General features: G+C 50.4%; 26 protein-coding genes. 21 read left to right on the top strand and 5 right to left on the bottom strand.

What is annotated here, in order from left to right; translation table 11 throughout:
* The first annotated feature begins 98 nt into the window (after positions 1 to 98).
* From dinG to HMPREF9412_RS33040, 21 genes are all read left to right on the top strand, one after another.
* Positions 99 to 2,975, top strand: coding sequence for an ATP-dependent DNA helicase DinG (dinG, locus tag HMPREF9412_RS27520; RefSeq protein ID WP_036673793.1), 2,877 nt, complete (start codon positions 99 to 101; stop codon positions 2,973 to 2,975).
* Between the two features lie 65 nt (positions 2,976 to 3,040).
* Positions 3,041 to 3,706: a redox-sensing transcriptional repressor Rex gene (locus HMPREF9412_RS27515; RefSeq protein WP_009595150.1), complete on the top strand. Its 666-nt coding sequence runs from the start codon at positions 3,041 to 3,043 to the stop codon at positions 3,704 to 3,706.
* Complete coding sequence (locus HMPREF9412_RS27510; RefSeq protein ID WP_009595105.1) at positions 3,681 to 4,982, top strand: amidohydrolase; 1,302 nt, start codon at positions 3,681 to 3,683, stop codon at positions 4,980 to 4,982. Before HMPREF9412_RS27515 ends, HMPREF9412_RS27510 begins: the two co-directional genes overlap by 26 nt.
* Positions 4,983 to 5,013: 31 nt before the next feature.
* A complete protein-coding gene (locus tag HMPREF9412_RS27505; RefSeq protein WP_009595138.1) occupies positions 5,014 to 5,532 on the top strand; it encodes a cell wall elongation regulator TseB-like domain-containing protein in 519 nt (172 codons plus the stop codon).
* Positions 5,533 to 5,789: 257 nt separating this feature from the next.
* On the top strand, positions 5,790 to 6,323 hold the full coding sequence (locus HMPREF9412_RS27500; protein ID WP_009595224.1) for a hypothetical protein: 534 nt from the start codon (positions 5,790 to 5,792) through the stop codon (positions 6,321 to 6,323).
* Positions 6,316 to 7,818 carry an AAA family ATPase gene (locus HMPREF9412_RS27495; RefSeq protein WP_009595204.1) on the top strand — a complete coding sequence of 501 codons (1,503 nt, stop codon included), beginning with the start codon at positions 6,316 to 6,318 and terminating at the stop codon, positions 7,816 to 7,818. Before HMPREF9412_RS27500 ends, HMPREF9412_RS27495 begins: the two co-directional genes overlap by 8 nt.
* Before the next feature lie 133 nt (positions 7,819 to 7,951).
* Positions 7,952 to 8,824: a 3-hydroxyacyl-CoA dehydrogenase family protein gene (locus HMPREF9412_RS27490; protein ID WP_009595114.1), complete on the top strand. Its 873-nt coding sequence runs from the start codon at positions 7,952 to 7,954 to the stop codon at positions 8,822 to 8,824.
* Positions 8,821 to 10,029 (top strand): acetate/propionate family kinase, encoded by a 1,209-nt coding sequence (locus tag HMPREF9412_RS27485; RefSeq protein WP_009595259.1) that lies wholly within the window; start codon positions 8,821 to 8,823, stop codon positions 10,027 to 10,029. Before HMPREF9412_RS27490 ends, HMPREF9412_RS27485 begins: the two co-directional genes overlap by 4 nt.
* 30 nt (positions 10,030 to 10,059) lie before the next feature.
* Positions 10,060 to 11,355 (top strand): asparagine--tRNA ligase, encoded by a 1,296-nt coding sequence (gene asnS, locus HMPREF9412_RS27480; protein WP_009595170.1) that lies wholly within the window; start codon positions 10,060 to 10,062, stop codon positions 11,353 to 11,355.
* An 18-nt stretch (positions 11,356 to 11,373) separates the two neighbouring features.
* Positions 11,374 to 12,120 (top strand): DnaD domain-containing protein, encoded by a 747-nt coding sequence (locus HMPREF9412_RS27475; RefSeq protein WP_009595106.1) that lies wholly within the window; start codon positions 11,374 to 11,376, stop codon positions 12,118 to 12,120.
* A 219-nt stretch (positions 12,121 to 12,339) separates the two neighbouring features.
* Positions 12,340 to 12,639: an RNA polymerase sigma factor gene (locus HMPREF9412_RS27470; RefSeq protein WP_009595188.1), complete on the top strand. Its 300-nt coding sequence runs from the start codon at positions 12,340 to 12,342 to the stop codon at positions 12,637 to 12,639.
* A gap of 187 nt (positions 12,640 to 12,826) precedes the next feature.
* On the top strand, positions 12,827 to 13,252 hold the full coding sequence (locus tag HMPREF9412_RS27460; protein ID WP_368072396.1) for a DUF4367 domain-containing protein: 426 nt from the start codon (positions 12,827 to 12,829) through the stop codon (positions 13,250 to 13,252).
* A gap of 88 nt (positions 13,253 to 13,340) precedes the next feature.
* Positions 13,341 to 14,030 carry an HAD family hydrolase gene (locus HMPREF9412_RS27455; RefSeq protein WP_254664123.1) on the top strand — a complete coding sequence of 230 codons (690 nt, stop codon included), beginning with the start codon at positions 13,341 to 13,343 and terminating at the stop codon, positions 14,028 to 14,030.
* A gap of 19 nt (positions 14,031 to 14,049) precedes the next feature.
* Positions 14,050 to 14,715, top strand: coding sequence for an HAD family hydrolase (locus HMPREF9412_RS27450; protein WP_441295386.1), 666 nt, complete (start codon positions 14,050 to 14,052; stop codon positions 14,713 to 14,715).
* A gap of 281 nt (positions 14,716 to 14,996) precedes the next feature.
* Complete coding sequence (locus tag HMPREF9412_RS27445) at positions 14,997 to 15,266, top strand: CD3324 family protein (protein WP_009595112.1); 270 nt, start codon at positions 14,997 to 14,999, stop codon at positions 15,264 to 15,266.
* 146 nt (positions 15,267 to 15,412) lie between these two features.
* Positions 15,413 to 16,447, top strand: coding sequence for a phosphotransferase enzyme family protein (locus HMPREF9412_RS27440; RefSeq protein WP_009595234.1), 1,035 nt, complete (start codon positions 15,413 to 15,415; stop codon positions 16,445 to 16,447).
* Positions 16,448 to 16,495: 48 nt separating this feature from the next.
* Complete coding sequence (locus HMPREF9412_RS27435; RefSeq protein ID WP_254664122.1) at positions 16,496 to 17,335, top strand: CPBP family intramembrane glutamic endopeptidase; 840 nt, start codon at positions 16,496 to 16,498, stop codon at positions 17,333 to 17,335.
* Positions 17,336 to 17,503: 168 nt separating this feature from the next.
* Positions 17,504 to 18,058, top strand: coding sequence for a sigma-70 family RNA polymerase sigma factor (locus HMPREF9412_RS27430; RefSeq protein ID WP_254664125.1), 555 nt, complete (start codon positions 17,504 to 17,506; stop codon positions 18,056 to 18,058).
* Positions 18,055 to 18,513, top strand: a complete 459-nt coding sequence (locus tag HMPREF9412_RS27425) for a hypothetical protein (protein WP_009595143.1) — start codon at positions 18,055 to 18,057, stop codon at positions 18,511 to 18,513. The genes HMPREF9412_RS27430 and HMPREF9412_RS27425 overlap by 4 nt, the downstream gene beginning before the upstream one ends.
* 23 nt (positions 18,514 to 18,536) lie before the next feature.
* Positions 18,537 to 19,652 carry a hypothetical protein gene (locus HMPREF9412_RS27420; RefSeq protein WP_009595199.1) on the top strand — a complete coding sequence of 372 codons (1,116 nt, stop codon included), beginning with the start codon at positions 18,537 to 18,539 and terminating at the stop codon, positions 19,650 to 19,652.
* Positions 19,653 to 19,740: 88 nt separating this feature from the next.
* Positions 19,741 to 19,881, top strand: coding sequence for a hypothetical protein (locus HMPREF9412_RS33040; protein ID WP_009595238.1), 141 nt, complete (start codon positions 19,741 to 19,743; stop codon positions 19,879 to 19,881).
* Between the two features lie 55 nt (positions 19,882 to 19,936).
* Here the strand turns inward: HMPREF9412_RS33040 and HMPREF9412_RS27415 are convergent, their stop codons facing one another.
* The 5 genes from HMPREF9412_RS27415 to proC form a co-directional block, all read right to left on the bottom strand.
* Complete coding sequence (locus tag HMPREF9412_RS27415) at positions 19,937 to 20,230, bottom strand: SdpI family protein (protein WP_009595230.1); 294 nt, start codon at positions 20,228 to 20,230, stop codon at positions 19,937 to 19,939.
* A gap of 124 nt (positions 20,231 to 20,354) precedes the next feature.
* Positions 20,355 to 21,011, bottom strand: coding sequence for a methylthioribulose 1-phosphate dehydratase (locus HMPREF9412_RS27410; protein WP_009595132.1), 657 nt, complete (start codon positions 21,009 to 21,011; stop codon positions 20,355 to 20,357).
* Positions 21,012 to 21,692 (bottom strand): 2-hydroxy-3-keto-5-methylthiopentenyl-1-phosphate phosphatase, encoded by a 681-nt coding sequence (locus HMPREF9412_RS27405; protein WP_009595240.1) that lies wholly within the window; start codon positions 21,690 to 21,692, stop codon positions 21,012 to 21,014.
* Complete coding sequence (locus tag HMPREF9412_RS27400; protein ID WP_009595157.1) at positions 21,689 to 22,903, bottom strand: 2,3-diketo-5-methylthiopentyl-1-phosphate enolase; 1,215 nt, start codon at positions 22,901 to 22,903, stop codon at positions 21,689 to 21,691. The genes HMPREF9412_RS27405 and HMPREF9412_RS27400 overlap by 4 nt, the downstream gene beginning before the upstream one ends.
* Complete coding sequence (gene proC / locus HMPREF9412_RS27395) at positions 22,900 to 23,769, bottom strand: pyrroline-5-carboxylate reductase (protein ID WP_009595094.1); 870 nt, start codon at positions 23,767 to 23,769, stop codon at positions 22,900 to 22,902. The genes HMPREF9412_RS27400 and proC overlap by 4 nt, the downstream gene beginning before the upstream one ends.
* Positions 23,770 to 23,796 lie beyond the last annotated feature (27 nt).

The raw sequence follows: 23,796 nt of genomic DNA, 5'->3' as shown, positions 1-23,796 counted from the left end.
GCGGTACAGAAAGCCGGGGGATTTTTTACCCGGAATGTTCAAAACCCGCAACTTCTGGTATGCTGTTAATTAGTCTGGAGGAAAGGGATTTTATCGAAATGAAATTTGCCGTATTGGATTTTGAAACCACGGGCAACCAGTCTGCAGATGAAATCATTCAGGTTGGACTGGCCATCATCGAAGAGGATCGAAGCATATCCCGCGTATACGGCACCTATGTCAATCCCGGGATTCCGATCCCTCCTTTTATTACCGGTTTGACCGGCATTTCCGACAGTGATGTAGCGGATGCTCCGTCATTGGAAGAAATGATGATGGAGCTTGTGCCCATGCTCGACGATGTCGTATTGGTTGGACATAACGTCGCTTTTGATTTTAACTTTTTGCAAAACGCGCTCGATCGCTGCGGCTATTTACCGTTCAGCGGCCGTATTCTAGATACGATGCACTTCTTAAAAATATGCTTTCCCTCGCTCCCGTCCTACCAGCTCGGGATGGTCTCTTCTCATTTCGGCCTGGAGCATGACCGTCCGCACCAGGCGGACAGCGATGCGCTTGCCACAGCCTATGCGCTGCTGAAATGTTTGGAGGAGATCGACGAGCTTCCGCTGCTCACCATTCAGCGTTTAAGCGACCTGTTTGCCGACGAGGACAGCGACTTGGCCTGGTTCTTTGACGGCATTCGTTCCGACAGGGAGCTCCAAGCCGTACAAGCGGGAGACACCCATACGTACTACCGCCAGTTTGCCTTGGCGGTGGATGATTGGAACGATATAGCACCTGTCAGGGATGAGACGGAGCCTAACCCCTTGGCCGATGTAAGCTTCGAGCAATACATGAACGATGTCCGTGAACGCCTGAAGGAAACGCTGCCTCATTATGAGAGCAGGGATGCCCAGGACATGATGTTCCAGGAAGTGATGCAGGCGCTGGATGACAATAAACATCTATTGATCGAAGCAGGCACAGGAACCGGCAAATCCCTTGGATATTTGCTGCCGTCGATCTATCAAAGCGTGAAGCAGGAACAGAAGGTTATGGTGAGCACGCATACGATCAACCTTCAAGAACAGCTGCGTGACCGGGATATTCCCCTGCTCACCCAGGTTGTTCCTTTTCCTTTTAAGGCGGCCATTTTCAAGGGCAGGGGACATTATTTGTGTTTGAGAAAATTTGAACATAAAATAAATAGAAGAGATTTTCATTCCCCGAAGGAAGACGTAATCACTGCGGCCCAGATGCTGGTCTGGCTGACCCAGACCGAGAACGGGGATGATGAAGAGCTAAACCTGGGCGGACGCGGAGGGGATTTTTGGGAGACCATCTCCAGCGATTCGGATTCTTGCCTCGGACGCGCCTGCCCTTGGTTCCGCAAATGCTACTATCACAGGGCCAAGCATGAAGCAGGCATCGCGGATGTCGTCATTACGAACCATTCGAAGCTGTTCACCGACGTGAAGGCGAATCATCAGCTGCTGCCAAGCTATGAGCGCCTCGTCATCGACGAAGCGCATCATCTTGAGGATGTCGCCGGCAAGCACCTTGGCTTGCAAATGAAGTATTTTTCGGTGGTCCATACCTTGACCCGCATGTACAAAGACAGCCGAAGCGGGCAGCTCCCGGCTCTGCGCCAGCTGCTGCAAGCTTCGCCGCACGAGAAGGCTGTCGAATGGTCTTCCGTCATCGACCGTTTGTATCCGGACCTGATTACCGCAAAAGAGAACTGGGATCGGCTCAGCGATCAATTGTTCGGACTGCTTCCGGAACGCGGAGACGCTTCTCCGGGAGATGCCGGCCAATTCTCGCTCCGCCTGTCGCCGCTTAAGAAGCCGAAGGATTGGGATTCGATGGCCGAACTGGAGCATCAAATTCATCTGACGCTGGGCGATGTCGTGCGCAAGGGCGATAAGCTGATCGCCGAAATGAAGGAAGATTTGGATGACTACAGCGCGGACAGCCTGTTAACCGACCTTTCGGGCCTGTTTAAGGACCTTGCCGCGCATCGTGAAGACCTGCGATCCTTCATGGCCCTGAACGATGAGGGCACGGTATACTGGATGGAGGCGAACGGCAATTTCCGCAGCAAATCGCTGCAGCTGTATGCCGTGCCCGTCGACGTGAGCGCTCATTTGAAGGAATTGTTTTTTGACAAGAAACAAAGCGTGATTCTGACATCGGCGACCTTGTCGGTGGACAAATCGTTTCAGTTCATGATCGAGAACCTGGGTCTTCAGGAAGCGGCTGAAGCGGGGAACCTGAACACGGTTCAGCTCCCGTCCCCGTTTAATTATAGGGAACAGGCCCTTCTTGTCGTGCCGCGCGATTTTCCGAGCGTGAAGGGATCGGTCGGGGATGCACTCTTTGTGAATACGCTCGTGAAGTCTTTGGCCGATACGGCCGTCGCTACACATGGCCGCATGCTCGTCCTGTTCACTTCGTACCGGATGCTGCGCCAGGTGCACGAGCCGCTGAAAGAAGCGCTGGCATCAAGCGACATCACGGTATTGGGACAAGGTATGGACGGAACCAGCCGTACCAAGTTAATCCGAAGATTTCAGGACAACAGCGCTTCCGTGCTGCTGGGCACCAGCTCCTTCTGGGAAGGGGTAGACATCCCGGGTGAGGCGCTGACTTGTCTAGCCATCGTCCGGCTGCCGTTCCAGCCGCCGAATCACCCCTTGGTCGAAGCCAAGAGCGAACTGCTGCAGCAGCAGAAGAAGAATCCCTTCATGAAGCTTTCGGTTCCGCAAGCGGTCATTCGTTTCAAACAGGGGTTTGGGCGTCTGGTGAGAACAGCACAAGATAAAGGGATCGTGATCGTGTACGATACCCGGGTCATTGAATCCTATTACGGGAAGTATTTCTTATATTCCTTGCCGGGGCCGAAGATGGAGCACATGCCGACAGAGGGGATCGTTCCCCGAATTTCGGAATGGCTGCAGGAAGAGGCAAGCGCGGGAAACCAAGCTGAATAAAGTGAAACCAAGCACGATCAACAAAAAAAGATGTAGTTATTAGCCTATTATTAGGGGGAGCATGCATGAAATCGGAAAAAATTTCGGAAGCCGTGGTCCGCAGATTACCTGTATACTTGCGCTATTTGAATGAGCTTCAGAAGAGGGAGGTTTCCACGGTTTCCTCCCAGGAGCTGGGACAGAAGCTGGACCTCAATCCTGCTCAAATTCGTAAGGACCTGGCGTATTTCGGTGATTTTGGACGGAAAGGGATCGGATATGATGTTTCTTATCTGATCGAGAAGATTCGCCAGATTCTGAAGCTGGACCAGAAGATCAATGTCGCATTGGTCGGGGCCGGTAATCTTGGACATGCATTATCGAATTACAATGCATTCCTGAAGGATAATATGAAGATTGTGGCGATTTTCGATTCGTATTCTCCCAAAGTTGGCATGAAAATTAACAATTTGGTCGTACAGCCGATGGAAGAGCTGGAGAAGACGGTTCATGAGCACGGCATTCGAATCGGAATTATCACCGTTCCGGATTTCGAAGCGCAGAACGTAGCGAATCAGCTTATCGCCTCAGGGATCGAGGCGATTCTGAACTTTGCGCCAACCATCCTGAAAGCCCCAGCCCATATCCGGATTCATACGGCTGATTTTACAACGGATTTGCAAAGTTTGGCCTATTATTTGGATAACGGCAAGGAGGATGCAGCACATGACAACAACGAAGTGGATGGTTAAGAACGGAACGTTTGCTGTACTGGAGGAAGACCGATCCGTGCTTCGCGGATACATGGTGGTTGAGAACGACAGGATCACGTACCTGGGCGAAGAGGAGCCCGTCGTGGAAGAGGGAACAGAGATTATCGACGGAACCCATCTGTTCTTCCTGCCTGGATTGGTGAACACGCATGGACATGCCGCCATGTCGCTTCTCCGCGGTTATGGCGACGATCTGGCCCTGCAGGTATGGCTTCAGGAAAAAATGTGGCCGATGGAAGCCAAATTCACGTCAGACGACGTATATTGGGGCACATCGCTCTCCGTGCTGGAGATGATCAAGGGCGGAACCACGACGTTTGTCGATATGTATGACCATATGGATCAGGTCGCGAAGGTTGTCCAGGACTCGGGAATGCGCGGTGTCCTGACGCGCGGCGTAATCGGTTTATGCCCGCCCGAGGTACAGCAGCAGAAGCTGGATGAGGCGGTGGCATTCGCGAAGGATTGGCATGGCAAGGCTGACGGCAGAATTACGACGATGATCTCGCCGCACGCGCCTTATACCTGCCCGCCGGATTTCATCGAAAAATTCGTTCAAGCATCCCATGACTTGAACCTGCCTTTGCATACCCATATGTCCGAAACGGAAACCGAAGTGGCTCAGAATGTTAAGGATTACGGACTTCGCCCCGTTGCCCATTTGGAGAAGCTGGGCATGTTCTCCCGTCCTACGCTTCTTGCGCATGCCGTTCATCTGACCGATGAAGAAATCGAAGTCTTGGCCAAGCATCAAGTAGCCGTATCGCATAATCCCGGAAGCAATTTGAAGCTTGCCAGCGGAGTCGCCCGCGTACCTGCGCTGCTGAAAGCCGGCGTAACGGTGTCGCTCGGAACCGACGGACCTGCTAGCAACAATAACCTGGATATGTTCGAAGAGATGCGGCTGGCTGCCCTGATCCATAAAGGAGTAAGCGGGGATCCGACGGCCATTCCGGCCTCCGAAGCGCTTCGAATGGGTACGGAGTACGGAGCCAAGTCCGCTTTCCTTGAGGATATCGGTACGCTCGAGGTAGGGATGAAAGCCGATATGATCGCATTGAATACGGATCAGGCGCATTTCCTTCCGCGGACCGACTATATTTCTCACGCGATCTACTCTGCCAGCGCGAAGGATGTAGAGCATGTATGGGTTGACGGCAAGCAGGTGGTGAAGAATGGCGCGAGCCTTACTCTCGACGAGGAACGCATCCGCCGGGAAGCGCAGCGTGCATTTGAGCGTCTTACAACCCTCTAGGGAATAATCAAGGGGAGCGAGGAAGACGGATTTGAAGAAAAAAACGAAGTGGATACTGCTGAGCGTGTCCGGCGTCCTGCTACTATTGCTTGGCCTACAGCTCTATTATTCCTATGTTATGAAAGATACGTGGAATGAAGAAAGAATGGCGATCCTTGCAGCGAAACAGCATGGCCAATTGGTCTCGTCCGACAAGACCTATAAATCGGTATGGGGCGAGGACAATAACTATTGGGTGGTCAGCGGGAAAGATAAAGACAACCAAGACCGCATGGTCTGGGTGAAGTTTACGGACGATAACGTTCCTGTTGAAGGGGCAGATGCCGTTCAGTCCGTGTTATTGAATACGGGCATGTCAGAGGCTGTGATGCGGGACCAGATCCGTAACGAAATGCCGGGTGCGGTCATCAAGCGATTGCTGCCGGGAATGTATGAAGGCGAGTATGCCTGGCAGCTGCAGTATGAAAACAACGGTCAGCGCGGCTACAGATTCTATCGTTTTCAAGACGGAAACGCCATCGGAAATGATATTATTCTTCCTAATCAATAAGAAAACAAATGAAAGGCGTCCCCTTATAGGGATGCCTCTTTGGCACATAAAGATGTAAGCGCATACAGAAATAAATTGGTAAAACTGTTCTAAATATTTTCACAGACAAGCATGAAAAAGTATATAAGATGTGATATACTCGTACTTGTACGAATTAAGCAGATCAATTACATGCGTCACTATATATCGTTGTTATATGTATTATTGTGCTGCAATTGCTATACAAAATTTCATATCGAAATTGAAGGAGGAACTTCATGAAACTGCGCATTGTACCTATCATGCTGACTGTCGTGATCTCAGCATCGGTCCTCTTTGGCGGTTGGTTTCTGTATCGGCAGATGGCTTTGCAGAATCCGCTCGCAACTGTTGTGTCACAATACGATGGCGTGAAAAGTTCTCATATAGATATTAAACAGGATACCGTGACTTTGAATCTTGATTTGGCTCCGGATGCGAATTTACAAGGTTTGGTTCAGCATATTAAGCAGGAAGGCAAGTCCGTGATCGGCAAGCGGGAATTGAGAATCCAGGTGGAGGACCATTCCTCGGAAGCATTGGATCAATGGTGGGAGCAAGCGATGCTGTCGGTTGCCGAAGCGATGGACAATAAGCAGTATACCGATATTCAATCATCGCTCGAGCAGCTGGCTGCCCAGTCACCGAATTTGAAAGCAAAAGCAACGATCGACGACACCAATGTCTATGTCAGCTTGTCGGACGGCAAGTCTGGTAAATTTATAATCTTGCCGCGTCAACCTGGCAAAATGGAGGTGTGGAATCATGCCTAAATTAGCAAAAGAAATCATCTTAGGCTTCATTCCGGTTTTGTTGGTATTCCTTGTGTTTGTCGGCGTGAACATCGTGCCTCTCTTAATAGCGGCAGGACTCGTAGGCGGCTTGCTGTTTATAGCCAAGATGAAGGGCGGCATCGCGGTTGGTGCCGGAAATGAGCGAAAGCGGAAGAAGAGCGGCCCGGCCAAGCTGACGTTCGAGGAAATCGGCGGGCAGGATAACGCTAAACAGGAGCTGCGGGAAGCATTGGATTTTCTGATTCGTCACGAAGATATTAAGAAATTCGGCATTCGTCCATTGAAGGGGATTCTTCTCACAGGGCCTCCGGGAACAGGGAAGACCTTGATGGCCAAGGCCGCTGCCCATTATACCGATTCTATCTTTGTCGCTGCTTCAGGCAGTGAATTCGTGGAGATGTATGTCGGCGTCGGTGCAGGGCGTATCCGGGATTTGTTCAAGGATGCCCGCAACCGCGCGGCCAAAGAAAACAAGCAAAATGCCATCATCTTCATCGATGAGATCGACGTCATCGGCGGTAAACGTGAAGGCGGCCAACAGCGAGAGTACGACCAGACGCTGAATCAGCTGCTGACCGAAATGGACGGCATCTATTCGCAGGAAACGCCTCGCATTCTGGTGATCGCCGCAACGAACCGTAAAGAGATGCTGGACAGCGCGCTGCTGCGTCCAGGACGATTCGACCGCCATATTCAAGTGGATCTGCCTGATAAGAAGGGCCGGACGCATATCTTGAACCTGCATGCGGGCAATAAGCCGCTGCATCAAGATGTCGACTTGGAGAAAATAGCAGAGGAAGCTTACGGCTTCTCGGGTGCACAGCTGGAGAGCGTCATGAACGAAGCCGCCATCTATACGATGCGCGAGAACGAACAATTTATCCATCAGCGTCATCTGTCCATGGCGATTGACAAGGTAATGATGGGCGAGCGTTCCGACCGTGAATCGAATTTGGAAGAGAAGAAACGTGTTGCCATCCATGAATTGGGACATGCTATCATGGCAGAGCTGGTGCGCCCAGGCAGCGTGAAGCAAGTCGCGCTCAGCCCGCGCGGCAAGGCGCTTGGCTATGTTCGCCATAATCCGCAGCAGGAACAGTATTTGTACACAAAAACCTTCCTGGAAGAGCAGATTATGATCGCTCTTGGCGGCGCGGCCGCCGAAGAGATCTATTACGGGGGCCGAAGCACGGGCTCCAGCAATGATTTCGAGCAGTCCCTGAACATCGTGGAGACGATGATGAAGTCGGGTCTGACGTCGCTGGGTATCGTTAACATGAACATGGTTACTACCGAAGAGCTGATGAAAGAGAACAATGTGATATTGGAAGAGCTAATGAACCGCACCAAGACGCTCTTGGAACAGAAACGGCCGATATTCGACAATTCTCTTGACATCCTGTTGAAGGAAGAAATTCTCTCGGGAGAACAATTTCGTTGTCAATTTCGTGAAAACGCGCTTTTACCAGCATAAATTGTTATGCTGGTTATTTTTTTTACTTTTTTGTCGTGCTAAGATATTATTATACTTTGTGCTCTAAAATGTATTTTTCGACAAATGGGGTACAATTAAAGTATAGAGATAAGGAAAGGGTGGAGTAGAAACCATGTACTTCAAAAAAATCGGCGTTGTAGGCGGCGGGACCATGGGGCAGGGCATTGCGGAGATGCTGGCAGCCAAGGGCCTTGACGTACTGCTCGTAGAGAAAACTCCAGAGAAACTGGACTATTCATACCGAATGATCGAGACCAGTCTAGATAAACAACTGGAGAAATGGGGAATTACCCAGGCAGAGAAGAAACTGATCCTGACCCGGATTCAAAAAGTAACTCATTTTGCGGAGCTTAGCACCTGCGATATGGTGATTGAGACGATCATAGAGGACTTGGATGCAAAGAAAGAAGTATTTACACAGTTGGATCAAGTTTGTCCGAGCCACGTAATATTAGCAAGTAATACATCCACGCTTAGTTTGACGGAGCTCGCCAGCTCCACCAAATATCCTGAGCGTGTTATTGGCATGCACTTCATACATCCCGTTTCCAAGGTCGACCTCGTTGAAATCATTCGCGGCCTGAAGACTTCAGATCATACGTTTAACGAAACCAAACGCTTTGTAGAGGAAGTTTCGGATAAAAAGGGGATCATGGTCTATGAATCTCCAGGTTTCGTCACCACCCGCATGATCACGCTCATGATCAACGAAGCGATGCATCTCCTGCAAGAAGGCGTAGCCTCGGCGGAAGATATCGACGACGCCATGAGAATCGGATATAACTTCCAGCACGGACCGCTGGAGATGGCCGACCGTTTCGGCCTGGATTCCATTCTCGCCGCGCTGGAGCGCATGTTCCGCGAGTACGGCGAACTGAAATACCGTCCATCGATTGTCTTAAAGAAATTGGTTCGCGCAGGACAACTGGGCGTTAAAACCGGAGAAGGCTTTTTCAAGTACGACAAGGATGGTGACCGGGTATGAATATTCTCGTAATTAATGCAGGCAGTTCTTCGCTGAAGTATCAACTGTACGACATGACGGATGAATCCGTGCTGGCTAAAGGATTGGTTGAGCGGATCGGCATGGATTCCTCGATTCTGACGCATAAACCGACGGGAAAACAGGACGTAACGGAAGTCAGCGAAATTCTGGAGCATACTACCGCGATCCGCAAAGTGCTTGGGATGCTGACGAACGAGGAGCACGGTGTGATCGATTCAATCGAAAGCATTCAGGCCGTAGGGCATCGCGTGGTGCATGGCGGGGAATCTTTTAAAGAATCCGCTCTCGTAGACAGTGACGCCAAAGCGGAAATCCGCCGCTTGTTCGATCTGGCTCCGCTTCACAATCCGGCCTCGATGATGGGGATCAAAGCCGCAGAAACCAATATGCCTGGCGTTCCGCAGGTCGTTGTGTTTGATACGGCGTTCCATCAGACCATGCCTGAGAAATCGTACCTGTACGCTATTCCGAGAGTACTTTATAATAAGTATAAAGTACGTCGTTACGGTGCGCACGGTACTTCCCATGCCTATGTCAGCCAGGCAGCGGCAGAATTCCTGAACCGTCCGCTGGAGGATCTGAAGATCATCACCTGCCATATCGGCAACGGGGCTTCCCTCACAGCGGTAAAGGGCGGCAAGTCCATCGATACCTCCATGGGCATGACGCCGCTGGAAGGGCTCATGATGGGTACGCGCAGCGGTGATTTGGATCCTGCGATCGTGCCGTTTGTCATGAACAAGGAAGAGCTGACCGTCAACGAAGTGAACTCCATGCTGAACAAGCACAGCGGATTGCTGGCGATTTCCGGAATCAGCAGCGATATGCGCGAGATCACGGAAGGCATGGAAAAAGGCGATCCGAACTCCACATTAGCTTTTGAAATGTACGAGTATCGTGTCCGTAAATACATCGGTTCTTATGCTGCCGCCATGAATGGCGTGGATGTCATCGTATTTACGGCGGGCGTCGGCGAGAATTCGATCGTTCTTCGTCAAAGAGTGCTTGAGCAGCTTACCTATCTCGGAGTAGAATTGGATGAGGAGCTGAACAGCATTCGATCCGGCGAGCCGCGCCGTATTTCCGCGGCGAACTCGAAGGTTGAGGTACTCGTGGTCCCTACCAATGAAGAATTGGTTATTGCTCGGGATACGCATCGTATCGTTCAAACTTCCAACCGTTAAATAGTAGTGATATAAGGGAGAGATTTATGCATGGCCACCAAAAGTGTGATTCGTAACGTCAACCAGCATGTCGGCGAGACCGTCACGATCGGCGCCTGGATCAACAACAAGCGTTCCAGCGGGAAGATTCAATTCCTGCAGCTTCGCGACGGCTCCGGCTATATCCAGGGCGTTGTAGTGAAGAGCGAAGTATCCGAACAGGTATGGGAAGACGCGAAAAGCCTGACACAAGAAAGCTCTTTGTATGTGACGGGTGTTATACGTGAAGAGCCGCGGAGCCAATCGGGTTATGAGATGACGGTTACCGGCATTGAAATTATACATCTTACGGAAAACTATCCGATTACGCCTAAAGAGCACGGTGTCGATTATTTGATGGACCATCGTCATCTGTGGCTTCGTACGCAGAAACAACGTGCGATTATGGTGATCCGTGCAGAAATTATCCGTGCCGTTCAAGAGTACTTTGATACCAACGGCTTTACGCTGGTGGATCCGCCGATTTTGACCCCGACTTCTGCGGAAGGCACAACCAATCTGTTCCACACGAAATATTTTGATGAAGATGCCTATTTGACCCAGAGCGGACAGCTGTACATGGAAGCTGCTGCCATGGCACTCGGCAAGGTATACTCCTTCGGGCCGACATTCCGCGCCGAGAAGTCCAAAACCCGCCGTCACCTCATCGAGTTCTGGATGATTGAGCCTGAGATGGCCTTCACGGACCATGAGGAGAGCCTTCAGGTGCAGGAGCAGTTCATCAGCCATGTGGTGCAATCCGTCGTTAAAAACTGCCGTCAGGAGCTTGAAACGATCGGTCGCGACATATCGAAGCTGGAGGCAATCCAGGCGCCGTTCCCGCGTATTACGTACGATGAGGCGATTGAATTCCTGCACACGCAGGATTTTGATATTCCTTGGGGCGAGGATTTCGGCGCGCCGCACGAAACGGCCATTGCCGAGAAGTATGACAAGCCGGTCTTCATTACCCATTATCCGGCGGGCATCAAGGCTTTCTACATGAAACCGGATCCGAATCGTCCAGAGGTCGTGCTGTGCGCGGATATGATCGCGCCGGAAGGTTACGGCGAGATTATCGGAGGATCGCAGCGGATTGACGATCCACAGCTGCTCGAAGAGCGCTTCAAAGAGCATGATCTTTCGATGGAAACTTATCAATGGTATATGGATTTGCGTAAATACGGCACCGTGCCTCATTCCGGATTCGGCTTAGGCCTTGAGCGTACCGTTGCGTGGATTTGCGGCTTGGATCATGTTCGTGAAACGATTCCGTTCCCACGGACCCTGTACCGGATGTACCCGTAAGCCGTGAGAGGTGAGTCCATGGACCACGGCAACGCGGATACCGGCATGAACGGTTGGACGGCCGGCGCCGCTGCCGGCATGAGCCAAGGGATGGCGATCATTCCATATGCCCTGCTCCGGCATTACCGGTCACTTGGTTTAAGCGATCGCGAAGCGATGCTGGTCATCCATTTGATCGGGTATCAGCAGGTGGAGTTTAAGACGTTTCCTTCGCTGGAGGAGCTTGCGGAGGTAACGGGCTCTCCAGCCGCCTTTATCGCTGCAAGCCTGCAGCGCCTAATGAAGGTAGGACTGATCGGCATTGATGAATATGTCGACGAGGGCCAGGGAATTCATTATGAGCGGTACAATCTGAACGGATTGTATGAGAAGCTTGCTGCGTGCCTGGCCCAAGAGGGCAGGGACAAAAGCCCTGAAGCAGCCAAGTTTGCTTCACCTCTGTTGAATGCCCGTCCAGCTTCCGGCAAAACAGCTGCATCGGAGAAACCCGCTCCTGAGAAGGAAGAGCGGAATTTGTTCACCATTTTCGAAAAGGAATTCGGACGTCCGCTATCGCCGATGGAGCTGGAGACAATCTCCGGCTGGGTCGACGCGGACCGCTACCCGGACGAGTTGATCCTGTTAGCGCTAAAAGAGGCGGTATTCGCGGGCAAACTGCATTTCCGCTACATTGACCGGATCCTGCTCGAATGGAGCCGCAACCGGGTGCGTACCGCACAGGATGCCAAAGCCTATACGCAGAAATTCAGAAATATCGGAAGATAGCTCAGAAGCACGTCCATGAAGGACGTGCTTTTTTTGTATGTGATGGATGGAAATATTCCGTTTCCAAGCGATCTGACTCATGATGGAAAATGCGGTCTTATACGAATAAAACTTGCAAAATACAGAAACTAGCAGTCCCTTTTTTTCGCTGTCATGTGTTATAAATCATGAAGGCATCTTCAGTGGATGATTTGCTGATGAGAGGGGGGAGTGACGAAAGTGAGCATTCAACCGACGAAGCCAGAGATGAAGGAATTGGACATCGAGGTAACCATAGAACGGGTGTTAAAAGGGGATCGGCAAGCTTTTGTACATATCGTTGAAGCATTTCAACAGCAGATTTTCATGTATTGCTGGAGACTGCAGAACCAGCGGCAGGATGCGGAGGATGCCGTACAGGAAATCATGGTGAAGGCTTACCAGAAACTCGAGACGTATAAGCCAGAGACCTCATTTTCTGCTTGGCTGTATAAGATGGCTTATCATCATTGTCTGAACACCAAGAGATCAATGATTTGAAGAGAGAGATTCATGGAAAGGAAACCTTACTTGAATTTCACGAAGGTTCGTTACATATGGGGGATCTGGGTGTATTTCGAGAGGAAGCGGGCAAGCGCGGAATGCCTGACATCCATATTCCCTCCCGGATATTAAAAGAGTATCGTTTCATGAAGGAACCCTTTCCTTTACCCCCGATCTTTCCGATTTGTTTCAGGGGGGAGAGCCGACAAAAGCTTATTACGATATTCAAAATGAGTTGATTCGGAAGGCGGAAGAATCGACGGGAAGCAAAAGAATTTTCGTTAAGGAGATAAAACCGCCCAGCGCGGGCTCAATTTCGCTATCCTACGTAAAAGGCAGCGACATGGAAACCTCGATCAGCGTAATAGCAACCAAGCGAAGCGCCATGAACTCCAAGCAGGAGATTCATTATGCCGATAAGGACCATGTCGAAAAGGTTCTGGCAGGTGGACACGAGATGATATACGTTCGATACGCAGACGCCTATTTTAATCAAGGCCTGGCTTGGGTGGATGAGGCTCAAGATCTTTATTACCATATCGCATTGAACAGCAAAGCGAAGCTAACAAAAGAGAACATGATAGAAATCGCAGAGCGCTTTATTAACTAACGACCGTTTCAGATCCTGATTAGCAGGAGAACCTTTCCGGATTATCGAATGCATATAGTTGCAGCTTCGGCCGGAGGGGGAGATGGAGATGAGATACAAGGCCATTATTTTTGATCTGGACAACACGTTGCTAGACTACAGTCAGAGCGAAAAGAAATGCATGCAGCAGGCGCTGGAGTTATACCGTCTGCATGAGGATTTGACGTGGGATGAGTTCTGGGGGACATTCGGACCGATCAATTTTAATTACTGGATGAACCGAATTCAGCATAATCACGACATTAGGCAGGTGTTGGAGCACTCCTTCACGGACACGTTCCTTGGATTGAAGCGGGAATTTAACCAGTGCCGGGAGATCTCGGAAACATACTGGGGGTTATTTTGCAGTTCCCCCCATTTGGAGCCGCATGCCGATCTTATACTGGAGCACCTGCACGGCAATTTTGCGCTCGGTGTGATTTCCAACGGCATTGGTGAAGCACAGCGCAAACGTCTTGCGGCAGGAGGCTTGTTTCATTATTTTGATTCCTTCATCATTTCGGATGAAGTAAAGTACTGGAAGCCGGATCCGCATATCTTTAAGCTTGCTTTGCAGGAATTAGCGGTTGACTCAAGCGAGGTGCTGTACATAGGGGATTCGCTTACGGATGATTATGAAGGAGCAGCGAATGCAGGAATTGATTTTTGTTATTATAATCGCAGGGGCACCCCTTTAAGCGACCGTCATCGGCCTGCTTATATGATCAAGGATCTTATGGAGCTCAAGGATCTGACTTAGGAATCATGAAAGAAGGAGAATGATCGAATTGAAATACAAGCATATTCTATTTGATTTGGACGGAACCCTGACCGATCCGCGCGAAGGCATCACGAAAGCTGTGAGGCACGCACTCGGTCAGCATGGGATTATCGTCAACGATCTTTCCGAGCTGGAATGCTTTATCGGTCCCCCGCTCCAGGAGACCTTCACCGAAAAGTACCATTTCAGCGAGGCCGAGGCTTGGGAAGCAATTCTGAGCTATCGTGAATATTTCAAGGACACCGGCCTGTATGAAAATGAAGTATATGTCGGCATTCGCGATGTATTGGATCTATTGTTATCGCAAGGGCGACAGTTGTATGTCGCTACCTCCAAGCCTGCGGTTTTTGCGGAAACGATACTTGAGCATTTCAAGCTGTCCACCTATTTTACCATGGTGTGCGGAAGCGAACTGGACGGCACCCGGTCCGCCAAAACCGAAATCATTCAGCATGTTCTGGATAACTGCCGTATTCATGCTTCGGAAGCCGTCATGATCGGAGATCGGATGCATGATTTAATAGGAGCACGGAATTGCGGGATACACAGCATGGCTGCAGGTTACGGCTATGGTTCGGAGGAAGAGCTGAAGGCATGCCAGCCGACCTATTTCTTCAAAACGGTGGAGGAGATGCTCCGGTCGTTTGCAAGCTTAGCGGTTTAGGATCGGCCTGCCGATGAGACGGAGGCTTCGATTTTTCGCCTAACATCGGTTATAATGGTCTTAACCAGTCGGAATGTCATAATTTGTGAAGGGAGGGGCATGATCATGATGGGAAGATTGACGATGAGCTCTATGCAAAGTCTATATGATGAACAACGGCGGTTGTTTGCATGGAGCGATGAGAAAGTTACCGCCTGATTACCTCGCGTAGAGAGGGCCGTTTATCTATTGGACTTTGCATCCTTAAAACCTTTATTTTAATTTTAAGGAGCAGAGCTACCATGAAATATATAAACGCGGATATTATACTTCCCGAGGAATTGCTGAAGGAAGTGCAAAAATATGTACAGGGCGGGATGGTATACATCCCGAAACCCGAAGGTTTGCGCAAGAAATGGGGAGAAAACTCGGGCAGCCGGGTGTATTTGAAAAAAAGAAACCTGGAAATCCGGCAGCTATTTGCTTCAGGCGCCACGATTGACCAGCTTTCTTCTCAGTATTGTTTATCCTGCGATTCCATCAAAAAAATCGTGTATACCAAAAACAAGTAAAAGCAAGTCACATTGGAACTGATTCTGATGTGGCTTTTTTCTTGTGTTTAAAAGTCATTTTAAACTAATCGTTATATAGGAAATGCAGCTGCTGAGCAATTATAATCATTCAAGAACGTTCAAATCCATAGAGCAGAGGTGAGTTCATGAATGAGTTTTTTCAATTTGAAACAGAAGAACAAAGATGTGCGCTGCTCGAAAGAGCCAAAAGGGTTGCGGTATCGGCACTTCAGCAATATAACCTGAGATGGGTTGAGATTGAATTTATCGGTATTTCGGACACGATTACATATCAAGTTAGGACGAACATAGATGAAACCTGCTTGTTAAGAATTCATTCGGATCGGCGGTGCAGCAATGAAATCGACCTGGAGCTTCAATTTCTGGATGCCCTTATTACCGCAGGTATCAAAGTGCCGACAGGTATAACCACTCCAAGTGGGTTAAGATGGTTGACAATCGATACAGATCATGGATTCAAAGCACCTCTTGTCACCGTTATGAAATGGGTGGATGGAGTGCATGCGCATGAAAGACTTACAGAAGACCAGGCTTATCAGGTAGGTGTCTTGATTGCTCAACTGCATGAAGCGGCACTTGGCTTCGAAAGACCTTCTGATTGCCGGGGGCCGGTATGGGGGATAAACTCTTATAGAGAAGCGCTCGCCAAGTTGGAACGATATGCGGGGACTTTTTTGTCGGAAGCCTCATTTATACTATACCAACTCGCAGCTGAAAAGGTTATATCCCAGCTTGATCATATGAACGCTGACGATTTCAACTACGGTCTCATTCATGCCGATTTGCATTTGGGGAATCTGGTATTTGAAGGGGGATTTCCTCATCCGATTGATTTCGGTAGATGTGGCTATGGTTATTTTCTTTACGATTTGGCAGCGGTAATGTTGTCACTCGTTCCGAACCAACGTTTAAAAGTGCTTCAAGGATATGAAAGCGTGCGGAAGTTGGGCTCGAATTATATTCATTCTCTGGAATGCTTTTTCATCATGATCATGATGGAGAATTATAGTCACCATGCCTCCAATCCAAGAGAGACAGAAAGTCTGAAGAGTGAGCAAATCTATGCGCTAGCCTATATCCATGAATATTTGCGCGGACGTCCGTTTCTGCTGAATGTGGTAGAGCCCATAGAAATAGACGATGTACCAATCTCTAGTTGATCCAGTCATGATAGAAGGGTATCATGTTATCATCATACGCGTTACAGAATGGGAGAGAAAAGCTTGCAAGTAACGAACCAACCAGGTGAATTTAATACCTGCTTGATCATCATGATCGCCACCATCGTATGGGTTCAATGGTCATCATTCCTTCTATCCGTGGCGTGGGGAATCGGACTGATCCTGATAATATATACGATGTTCAAGCTTAGAAGCGTACGCAAGATATCGATTCAGATAAATGACACGGCCATCGTGGCGCTTATCATGGTGATAGGTTATATGCTCTATCATTCTTCTGGTGAAATCATTAAAAATGGATTAGCGGGGCACGATGCCTGGGCGATCATCCTATCGAGGCTAAGTCTGATATTATTTGTATTCCCCTTTGCACTGGCGGCCATTTTAACGAAGGAAAAACCGTTATACCTTGCCACAGGTTCATGGGGGAAAACAATTTATTTTCCATGGATATTCAAGGGCCCGCTCAAGGATCCGATCTGGCGTTTCATGCTTATTTTCCTGGTTATCGTCTGTGCCATATTTTCATTTTTTATTGACTGGGGACAGCCGCAATTTCTCGTTCTTATCGGTTATGCACTATCATTTGCGCTGATCAATGCCGTCCTTGAGGAGCTGTTGTGGCGGGGATACATACTTAGTCATTTTGTAAGTGGATTTGGGGAGCTGAAAGGGCTTGTCATCGCCGGAGCTACCTTTGGTTTATACCATTACCACCTAGGTTTTTCGTGGCCAGTTTGCCTGTTGTTTTCAATCTTTGGCATCATGATGGGCGGCGTGGCTATTCGTTCGAAAGGATTGGCACCCGTCATGGTCATGCATTTTGCGATGAACGTTCTATTCGTCCTTAGCGGTATGATTCTGTAACCTTCCTAAGGGCGTCGATAGACGTTTTTTTTGTTTTGGCCGGTACGGGCAAACTAGGGGACAAGCTGTGTTGGTCTTGTTTTTAGATTCATCCTAATTTTTTTTGAAAAAAGTGCAGGGGTAGCTTATAAAGCTGACGTCTATGTATTTGGGAAGGAGGGGAGAGTTATTGATGCAGAAACGTTAATCGCGCGCATCCTGCAAGGTGAGCAAGAAGCCTTTCGGGAACTGGTGAACCAATACAGCCAGCACGTGTTCCATACGGCATACTCGGTCCTGCGGGATGCCAAGGAAGCGGAGGATGCGTCGCAGGAAGTGTTTATACAAGTATACAAAGCTCTCCCCCAGTACAGATCTGAAGGTTTTAAGACCTGGATTACCCGCATCGCCTTGAACAAAGCGATTGACATGAAGAGGAAGCTTTCCCGTAAACCGCCGGAGCAGCTGCCCGGCGAACATGAAGAAGTGCTGGATAAACTCCCTTCCCGGGACGAGGATGTGGTTTCTCTGCTCATACATAAGGAGAGAAGAGAGGAACTTCGAGAGAAAATTGAAGCATTGCCGGACAATCACCGCGTCATTATTACGGCTTTTTATTTGGAAGAGAAAAACTACGAACAAATCGCAGCCGAGCTGAATGTCACGGTCAAGACGGTTGAATCGAAATTATACCGGGCCAGACAATGGATTCGGAAATCGTGGAAGGAGGAGGAGTGGAAATGAACGCCAAGGATCACGAGCTCAAGCTGCTGACCAAACGTTATGTTAGAGGGGAAGGCTCGCCCGAAGAACGAACTTCATATGAAGAGCTCATGCTAACGGATGACGACGTGCTGGAGATCTATATGCAGGTTCTGTCGGAGCTTGATGTCGAACTTCCCGGTATGGCAGATCCGGAAGCATTTGCCGAGCAGGTGGTGGAACATGAACAGATTAAGCCTTACACCCCGAAAGCACCGCTGCGGATTCAGGAACGGCCCAAGCGCTGGTACGAACGCGCCATCGTCCATTATGCCATAGCGGCGTCCATTACGATGCTGTTCCTCTTCACCGGGGCATTCGACCGGCTGCTTCCCAGTGAGATTAGCGGTCAGGTCCCTTTATCCGATACGCCTTCCTATAGTGAGCAATGGGTGGAAAAAACAACGGGCTGGCTGGACCGGCTATTATCCAGATAAGAAAAATGAAAGGAAGATGCTTAGTGCAACCGCAACGAAGTAAAGGTTTTGCCTTTATACTCAATATCCTTCCGGGTCTCGGCCATTATTACTGGGGGAGGAAGGGACGGGCGCTGTTATATCCGCTGCTGTTCTTCGGAAGCCTGTTCGGCGGGATTTTGTTTGGGATCATGTCGGCTTCCGACGCAGTATTTGCGCTGGGACTTCTCGGTGCTTTAATGATCTGGGGGATCAGCATGCTCGATCTGCTCATTGCGTTGATCCGTTATACCCCCGTCACGATTATTCATGATGAATTCGGGCGGCCGATGGAGATTCGCCAGGACAAGAGCGATGAGTCCGAGCGCTTTTATACCATCCTGCTGTCCTTTATTCCCGGCCTTGGCCATTTTCAACTGGGCTTGATGCAGCGCGGGCTGTCATTCCTGATCGCCTTTTTCGGACTTGGAACGATTCTGGTGTTCCTGACGGGGTTGACTCATGAATCGGTGTTCCTGCTGTTTTTGGGCATGCTGCCGATCATATGGCTTTATTGCATGTTTGACGTGGTACAGCTGGTTCACCGCAAGCAAGCCGGGGATCTGCTCATAGACCGCACGCTGTTTGATGAGCTGGAGAGCGGCCGGGAGAGCGGACGCCGCAGCAAAGTGTTTGCCACCTTGCTGTCGGCGTTTCCCGGAGCGGGTCAAATGTATTTGGGTTTGCAAAAACGCGGACTGCAGCTCATGGTTCTATTTCTTGGCAGCATCTATGTACTGGATGTGCTTAAGCTCTCGGTATTTCTGTTTTTGATCCCGTTGATCTGGTTTTATGCCTTTTTCGATGGTTTGCAGCAAGTCAGCCGCTATGGACGGGAGCCGCTCCGGGATCGGCCGATCATCTCGGGCCTTGGAAATCAGCAGCGCTGGCTCGGGCTTGGCCTGCTCATTCTTGGCATCTATTTCGTATTTACGAGTGTTGTGATGCCTTATGTTGAAACGCTGTTTCCGGATTTGCACCTGGATTACCGGATTCGAACCTACATGAAAACCGTAATCGTAGCGGTGCTTCTCATCGGAGGAGGAATCAAGCTGATGACAGGCTCGAAGAAGGATTCACGGAGTGGAAATCGTCCATTTTATGATTCCGACAACGATTGAAATATCTGATCATCTGAAAGATTCCAACCGATGATCAAGCGTGCTCAAATCAACCAGTAATGATGAACGAGTCATGGGGGGAGATATTATGGCCAAGAATCTGTATTATTTGTTGTACATTGCTCTGTTTGTTGGGACCTGTTTGTTTGTCGTCAATGCCTACTCCTCGCCGGATCCGGTACCGTCGCCTTCGATCTCTTTATCGGAGCAGGATCAGAATCGGCTATGATTCACCTAGCGTTTAGCGTTCCAAAGAAAAAACCTGTAAAACGATTGTGATCGTTTTACAGGTTTTTTAGCTTTCGTTCAACGAGAATATAAATCAGGATAAAAACGATGACGGTCGAAATCACGGTCGTCATGAAGTGGCCGGTAAGCCTGGCGATCAGCAGCAGGATGACTCCGAAAATCATCAGCAGCAAGCTGACGTAGGCATTGGCAACTTTAAAATTCCGTTCATTTTTGAGTGAAGACGTCGTTTTGTAAGCATAAAAACTGTTGGAGCTTTTAGGCGGAATCAAAAAGAGGACCAACCCGTACAAAATAAACACGACGCCGATGGCTAAGCTTTCAATCACCCTATACACTCCTCTGGAAGGATAAGCTGGATGCACCCCGAACCGAAGCGGTCGGATTTCAGGGTGCCTGGACCTGTCACGCGGGATATCCGGCTGATTAAGCTCAATCCCCGCAAGGCTAAAATTACTTGGAACCGGCTGCATTCAGAAGCAAACGGCGGTAGGAGTATTCGAATATAAACTCAAAAGCCTCCAGATGTTTTTTGGCTTCGAACGCATTTTTGCCCCAGGCGTAGATGCCGTGGTTGCGCAGCAAAATGCCGGGTACCGCCGGATCGAGCGCGCCGGGAACGAGCTCTGCAATCCGCGGGATGTCCGCATAGTTCGGCAGGATCGGAATGCGGATCGCCGCGTCCTCTTCCCAAATGTTAAAGGCTTTGATCAGCTCGATTCCTTGGGCAGGCACGTAACCTTGTTCACCATACCAATCGCTGATCAGGTTGTTGTCGATGGTGTGCACATGGAAAATGGCGCCGCAGCCGGTTTTCCGGTAGATTTCACAGTGGATTAAAGTTTCCGCGCTGGGCTTTAAGCCGGTTGCTTCGCAAGGGACGCCGTTCTGGTCCACAAAGAGATAATCCTCCGGCGTATGTACGGATTTGTCTTTTCCGCTGGCCGTGACGGCAAAATAAAACTGCTCCGGATGGAATTCGCCAACACGGACGGAAAGATTGCCGCTGGTACCCGGGAACCAGTTTCTGGATGCAAACAGTTCCTTGATTCCTCTAAGTTCCTGCAGCGCAGCCTGCTTCTGTTCGAGCTGGATATCTGAAAATGCCACTTACAGCACCTCCTGCGTAAACTTGTCTTTCATGTCGTTCTGAATATCGGTAAATGTCTCGAATGGTACATGAAACACGCCAAGCTTCTTGCACTGCTCGGTGAGCGTGGAGCGGGAATAGACCAGGTCGGCCTGCTTGGCGCCTTCAAAATCGGTAAGGCTGTCACCGATGAGAATCCGGTAATATCGGTCGGCTGGAAAACGGTCCATCACCGTAACCTTGCACATGCCGCAGTCGTTATGGCAGGATTCCATGCAAGGATGCGGCCAGGTAATCTCAATGCGATCCCCTTCGAAATCGGCACCGTTGCAGAAGATATGGTCCGCCGGAATGCCAAAGGGCTTCAGCAGAGGATCGACAAAGAAATCGATGCCGCCGCTTGTGACATAGAACTCGATCTGCTCGGATTTCAAATAGTCAAGGAACGCTGCGAAGCCTTCCCGTATCCCGGCATGGCTCAGCACATACTCGGTAATTTCTTCTCTCATGGAGGAAGGGAAGAGCGCGAACATGCGGCCAACGCCTTCCCGAATTGAAATGGTGCGGTCAACCGTATCCTGCATAATCGGCTCGAAGCCTTCCGGTTTGAAGTGTTTCATGATGGCAACGATGTTATCGTTGTTCGTGATAGTTCCGTCAAAATCGCAAAAAATAATTGGCTGTTTTGCTCCTGATGTCATGCTTCTCCTCCCCAGATGTCCAGTGCGGCTTTCAGTTCTTCGTGCTCTTCGGCATAGTGGGCAAGCGGCACGGATTTCATCGTTGCCTCAATCGCCTGTACAAAGGCTTTGCCGCCCGCTTCGGTCCCCATCGGATGACCGTGGATTCCGCCGCCTGCGTTAACGACCACATCGGTGCCGAAATCCCGGATGATGCGCGGAACGAGTCCCGGATGAATTCCCGCGGACGGTACCGGCATGCTTCGCTTCACGCCAAGCTTAGCGCTATGCAGCTCGTCGCGAATGGCGAGATTCTCTTCCCTCGGCATCGTGACGGAGCCGTAAGGAGAAGGGAAGAGCACCAGATCGGCTCCGGCGATCCGCATCAGCTGGCCGAGCAGCACAGGTGCCGCAATCCCATAGTGCGGAGAAGGATAGATGGCGCCGGCAAGCGCTGGGTGAGCCGCGATGGGCACCGTAATCTCCGGATCGCTGCTCAGCTCGTGCAGGACGTCATACCCGTATGACAGCACATTGAAGAGCAGGGCATTGGCGCCTGCATCGATCGCGCGCAATGCCTGCTCGCGCAGCTGCGATGTACGGCCGGTCAAATTGGCCGCGTACAGCAGTTTTTTGCCCGTCTGCTGTTCAACGTCCGCAGCGGCTTGAATGCACATGCTGACCCGTTTTTCAATCGGGGTGAGGTCGTTCTCAAACAGGATTTCATCATCCTTGATCAGATCCACGCCACCGAGCGCCTGGCGGATAAATTGGGCTCTAAGCTCGTCCGCATTCAGTCCGATCACCGATTTGAAGATGCTCATGAGCAGCGGACGGTCATGGACGCCTAGAAGGCCTCTGATTCCGTCGATGCCATGCTTCGGTCCGGGAAATGCACTCAGGAAGTCGGGAGACAGATCCAGGGACGTCAGCTTGATGCGCCCGTCCATGGAAATTTTGCCGAACACGGTCACCAGCAGGGCAGGAATATCCCGGCTAAAATTGATGTCCGGATAAGCGATGCTGACATCCGCATAACGGCTGCCGGGCTCCCAGCCCTCGTGAACCTGAATGTCAACGACCTCGCCAAGATGTTTCTGCATGGCTTCGCGTTTGGCCTGCGGCAGCTCGGTCCAGCTGCCAACCGTCATGCCAACGGCGATGGAGGTCGCTTTCTTACGGAAATCCGCCTGGTCGTCATAAATTCGGTACGTTGCAATACAGCGGCTCATGAGATCTGCTCCTTCAGCATCGCGCCCATTTCTTTGGAGCGCTCAGCGCAGCGGTTTACGGCGGCAATGACCGTTTCGAAAAAATCGCCTTTGTCGAGCGTTTCCAGGGCAGCTTGCGTCGAACCGTTCGGCGATGTAATCTTCGCGCGCAGCGACGACGGCTGTTCCCCGGTCTGCTGGACCATGCGGGCGGCACCCAGAATGGTTTGAAGCGTCAGCTCACGGCTTTGCTCCGGCGTCAGGCCACCGCGGATTCCCGCTGCGGTCATGGCCTCCATCATGTAATAGAAGTAAGCCGGGCCGCTGCCGGATATCCCGGTCAGGATGTCCATCTTCTCTTCTTCGATGACCGTCACGTGGCCAACTGCTTCGAACAAAGTCAGCACGAGCTGACGCTGTTCTTCGCTGATATTCTTCGAGAACGCAATGCCCGTGGAACCAAGCCCGATCGAAGCGGATGTATTCGGCATCGTTCTAGCAATGGGCTGCTGGTTTCCTAGCAGCGTCTGCGTCGTATAAATCGAAAGTCCGGCGATCACGGAGATGATCAATTGGTCGCTGGAAAGCTTGGGTCCCAGTTCTTTCAGCGCTTTGGCGGCATCCTTCGGTTTCATGGCCAGCACGATCACCGGCGAGGTTTTCAAAATTTCGATTTTGGCGGCCTCGTCGTTGTTGATCTGGACGCCGTACCGTTCGCTCAGTTCCAGAAGGCGCTGGGCGTTGCTACGGTTCAGCATCGTAATATTCTCGGGAAGCACGACAGAACGGCTCACTAATCCTCGTACGATCGCTTCGGCCATCGAGCCTGCGCCGTAGAAGGTGATTGCTTTATCTATTAAAGGTCGGTTCTGCGGGGATTGGCACATCGTTTTGTTCCTCCTTCATGGCTTTTG

Source organism: Paenibacillus sp. HGF5, from assembly GCF_000204455.1.
Lineage (GTDB): Bacteria > Bacillota > Bacilli > Paenibacillales > Paenibacillaceae > Paenibacillus_AQ > Paenibacillus_AQ lautus_A.
Note: the sequence above shows the minus strand (reverse complement) of the source record. Positions and strands in the feature narration are given on the sequence as shown.

Coding starts and splice junctions, on each gene's coding strand:
- HMPREF9412_RS27485 (WP_009595259.1), top strand. CDS start 8,821: ATGAATATTCTCGTAATTAATGCAGGCAGTTCTTCGCTGAAGTATCAA.
- HMPREF9412_RS33040 (WP_009595238.1), top strand. CDS start 19,741: ATGGCCAAGAATCTGTATTATTTGTTGTACATTGCTCTGTTTGTTGGG.
- HMPREF9412_RS27425 (WP_009595143.1), top strand. CDS start 18,055: ATGAACGCCAAGGATCACGAGCTCAAGCTGCTGACCAAACGTTATGTT.
- HMPREF9412_RS27495 (WP_009595204.1), top strand. CDS start 6,316: ATGCCTAAATTAGCAAAAGAAATCATCTTAGGCTTCATTCCGGTTTTG.
- HMPREF9412_RS27475 (WP_009595106.1), top strand. CDS start 11,374: ATGGACCACGGCAACGCGGATACCGGCATGAACGGTTGGACGGCCGGC.
- HMPREF9412_RS27500 (WP_009595224.1), top strand. CDS start 5,790: ATGAAACTGCGCATTGTACCTATCATGCTGACTGTCGTGATCTCAGCA.
- HMPREF9412_RS27510 (WP_009595105.1), top strand. CDS start 3,681: ATGACAACAACGAAGTGGATGGTTAAGAACGGAACGTTTGCTGTACTG.
- HMPREF9412_RS27400 (WP_009595157.1), bottom strand. CDS start 22,903: ATGAGCCGCTGTATTGCAACGTACCGAATTTATGACGACCAGGCGGAT.
- HMPREF9412_RS27455 (WP_254664123.1), top strand. CDS start 13,341: ATGAGATACAAGGCCATTATTTTTGATCTGGACAACACGTTGCTAGAC.
- dinG (WP_036673793.1), top strand. CDS start 99: ATGAAATTTGCCGTATTGGATTTTGAAACCACGGGCAACCAGTCTGCA.
- HMPREF9412_RS27405 (WP_009595240.1), bottom strand. CDS start 21,692: ATGACATCAGGAGCAAAACAGCCAATTATTTTTTGCGATTTTGACGGA.
- HMPREF9412_RS27435 (WP_254664122.1), top strand. CDS start 16,496: ATGGGAGAGAAAAGCTTGCAAGTAACGAACCAACCAGGTGAATTTAAT.
- proC (WP_009595094.1), bottom strand. CDS start 23,769: ATGTGCCAATCCCCGCAGAACCGACCTTTAATAGATAAAGCAATCACC.
- HMPREF9412_RS27490 (WP_009595114.1), top strand. CDS start 7,952: ATGTACTTCAAAAAAATCGGCGTTGTAGGCGGCGGGACCATGGGGCAG.
- HMPREF9412_RS27440 (WP_009595234.1), top strand. CDS start 15,413: ATGAATGAGTTTTTTCAATTTGAAACAGAAGAACAAAGATGTGCGCTG.
- HMPREF9412_RS27445 (WP_009595112.1), top strand. CDS start 14,997: ATGAAATATATAAACGCGGATATTATACTTCCCGAGGAATTGCTGAAG.
- HMPREF9412_RS27515 (WP_009595150.1), top strand. CDS start 3,041: ATGAAATCGGAAAAAATTTCGGAAGCCGTGGTCCGCAGATTACCTGTA.
- asnS (WP_009595170.1), top strand. CDS start 10,060: ATGGCCACCAAAAGTGTGATTCGTAACGTCAACCAGCATGTCGGCGAG.
- HMPREF9412_RS27450 (WP_441295386.1), top strand. CDS start 14,050: ATGATCGAATTGAAATACAAGCATATTCTATTTGATTTGGACGGAACC.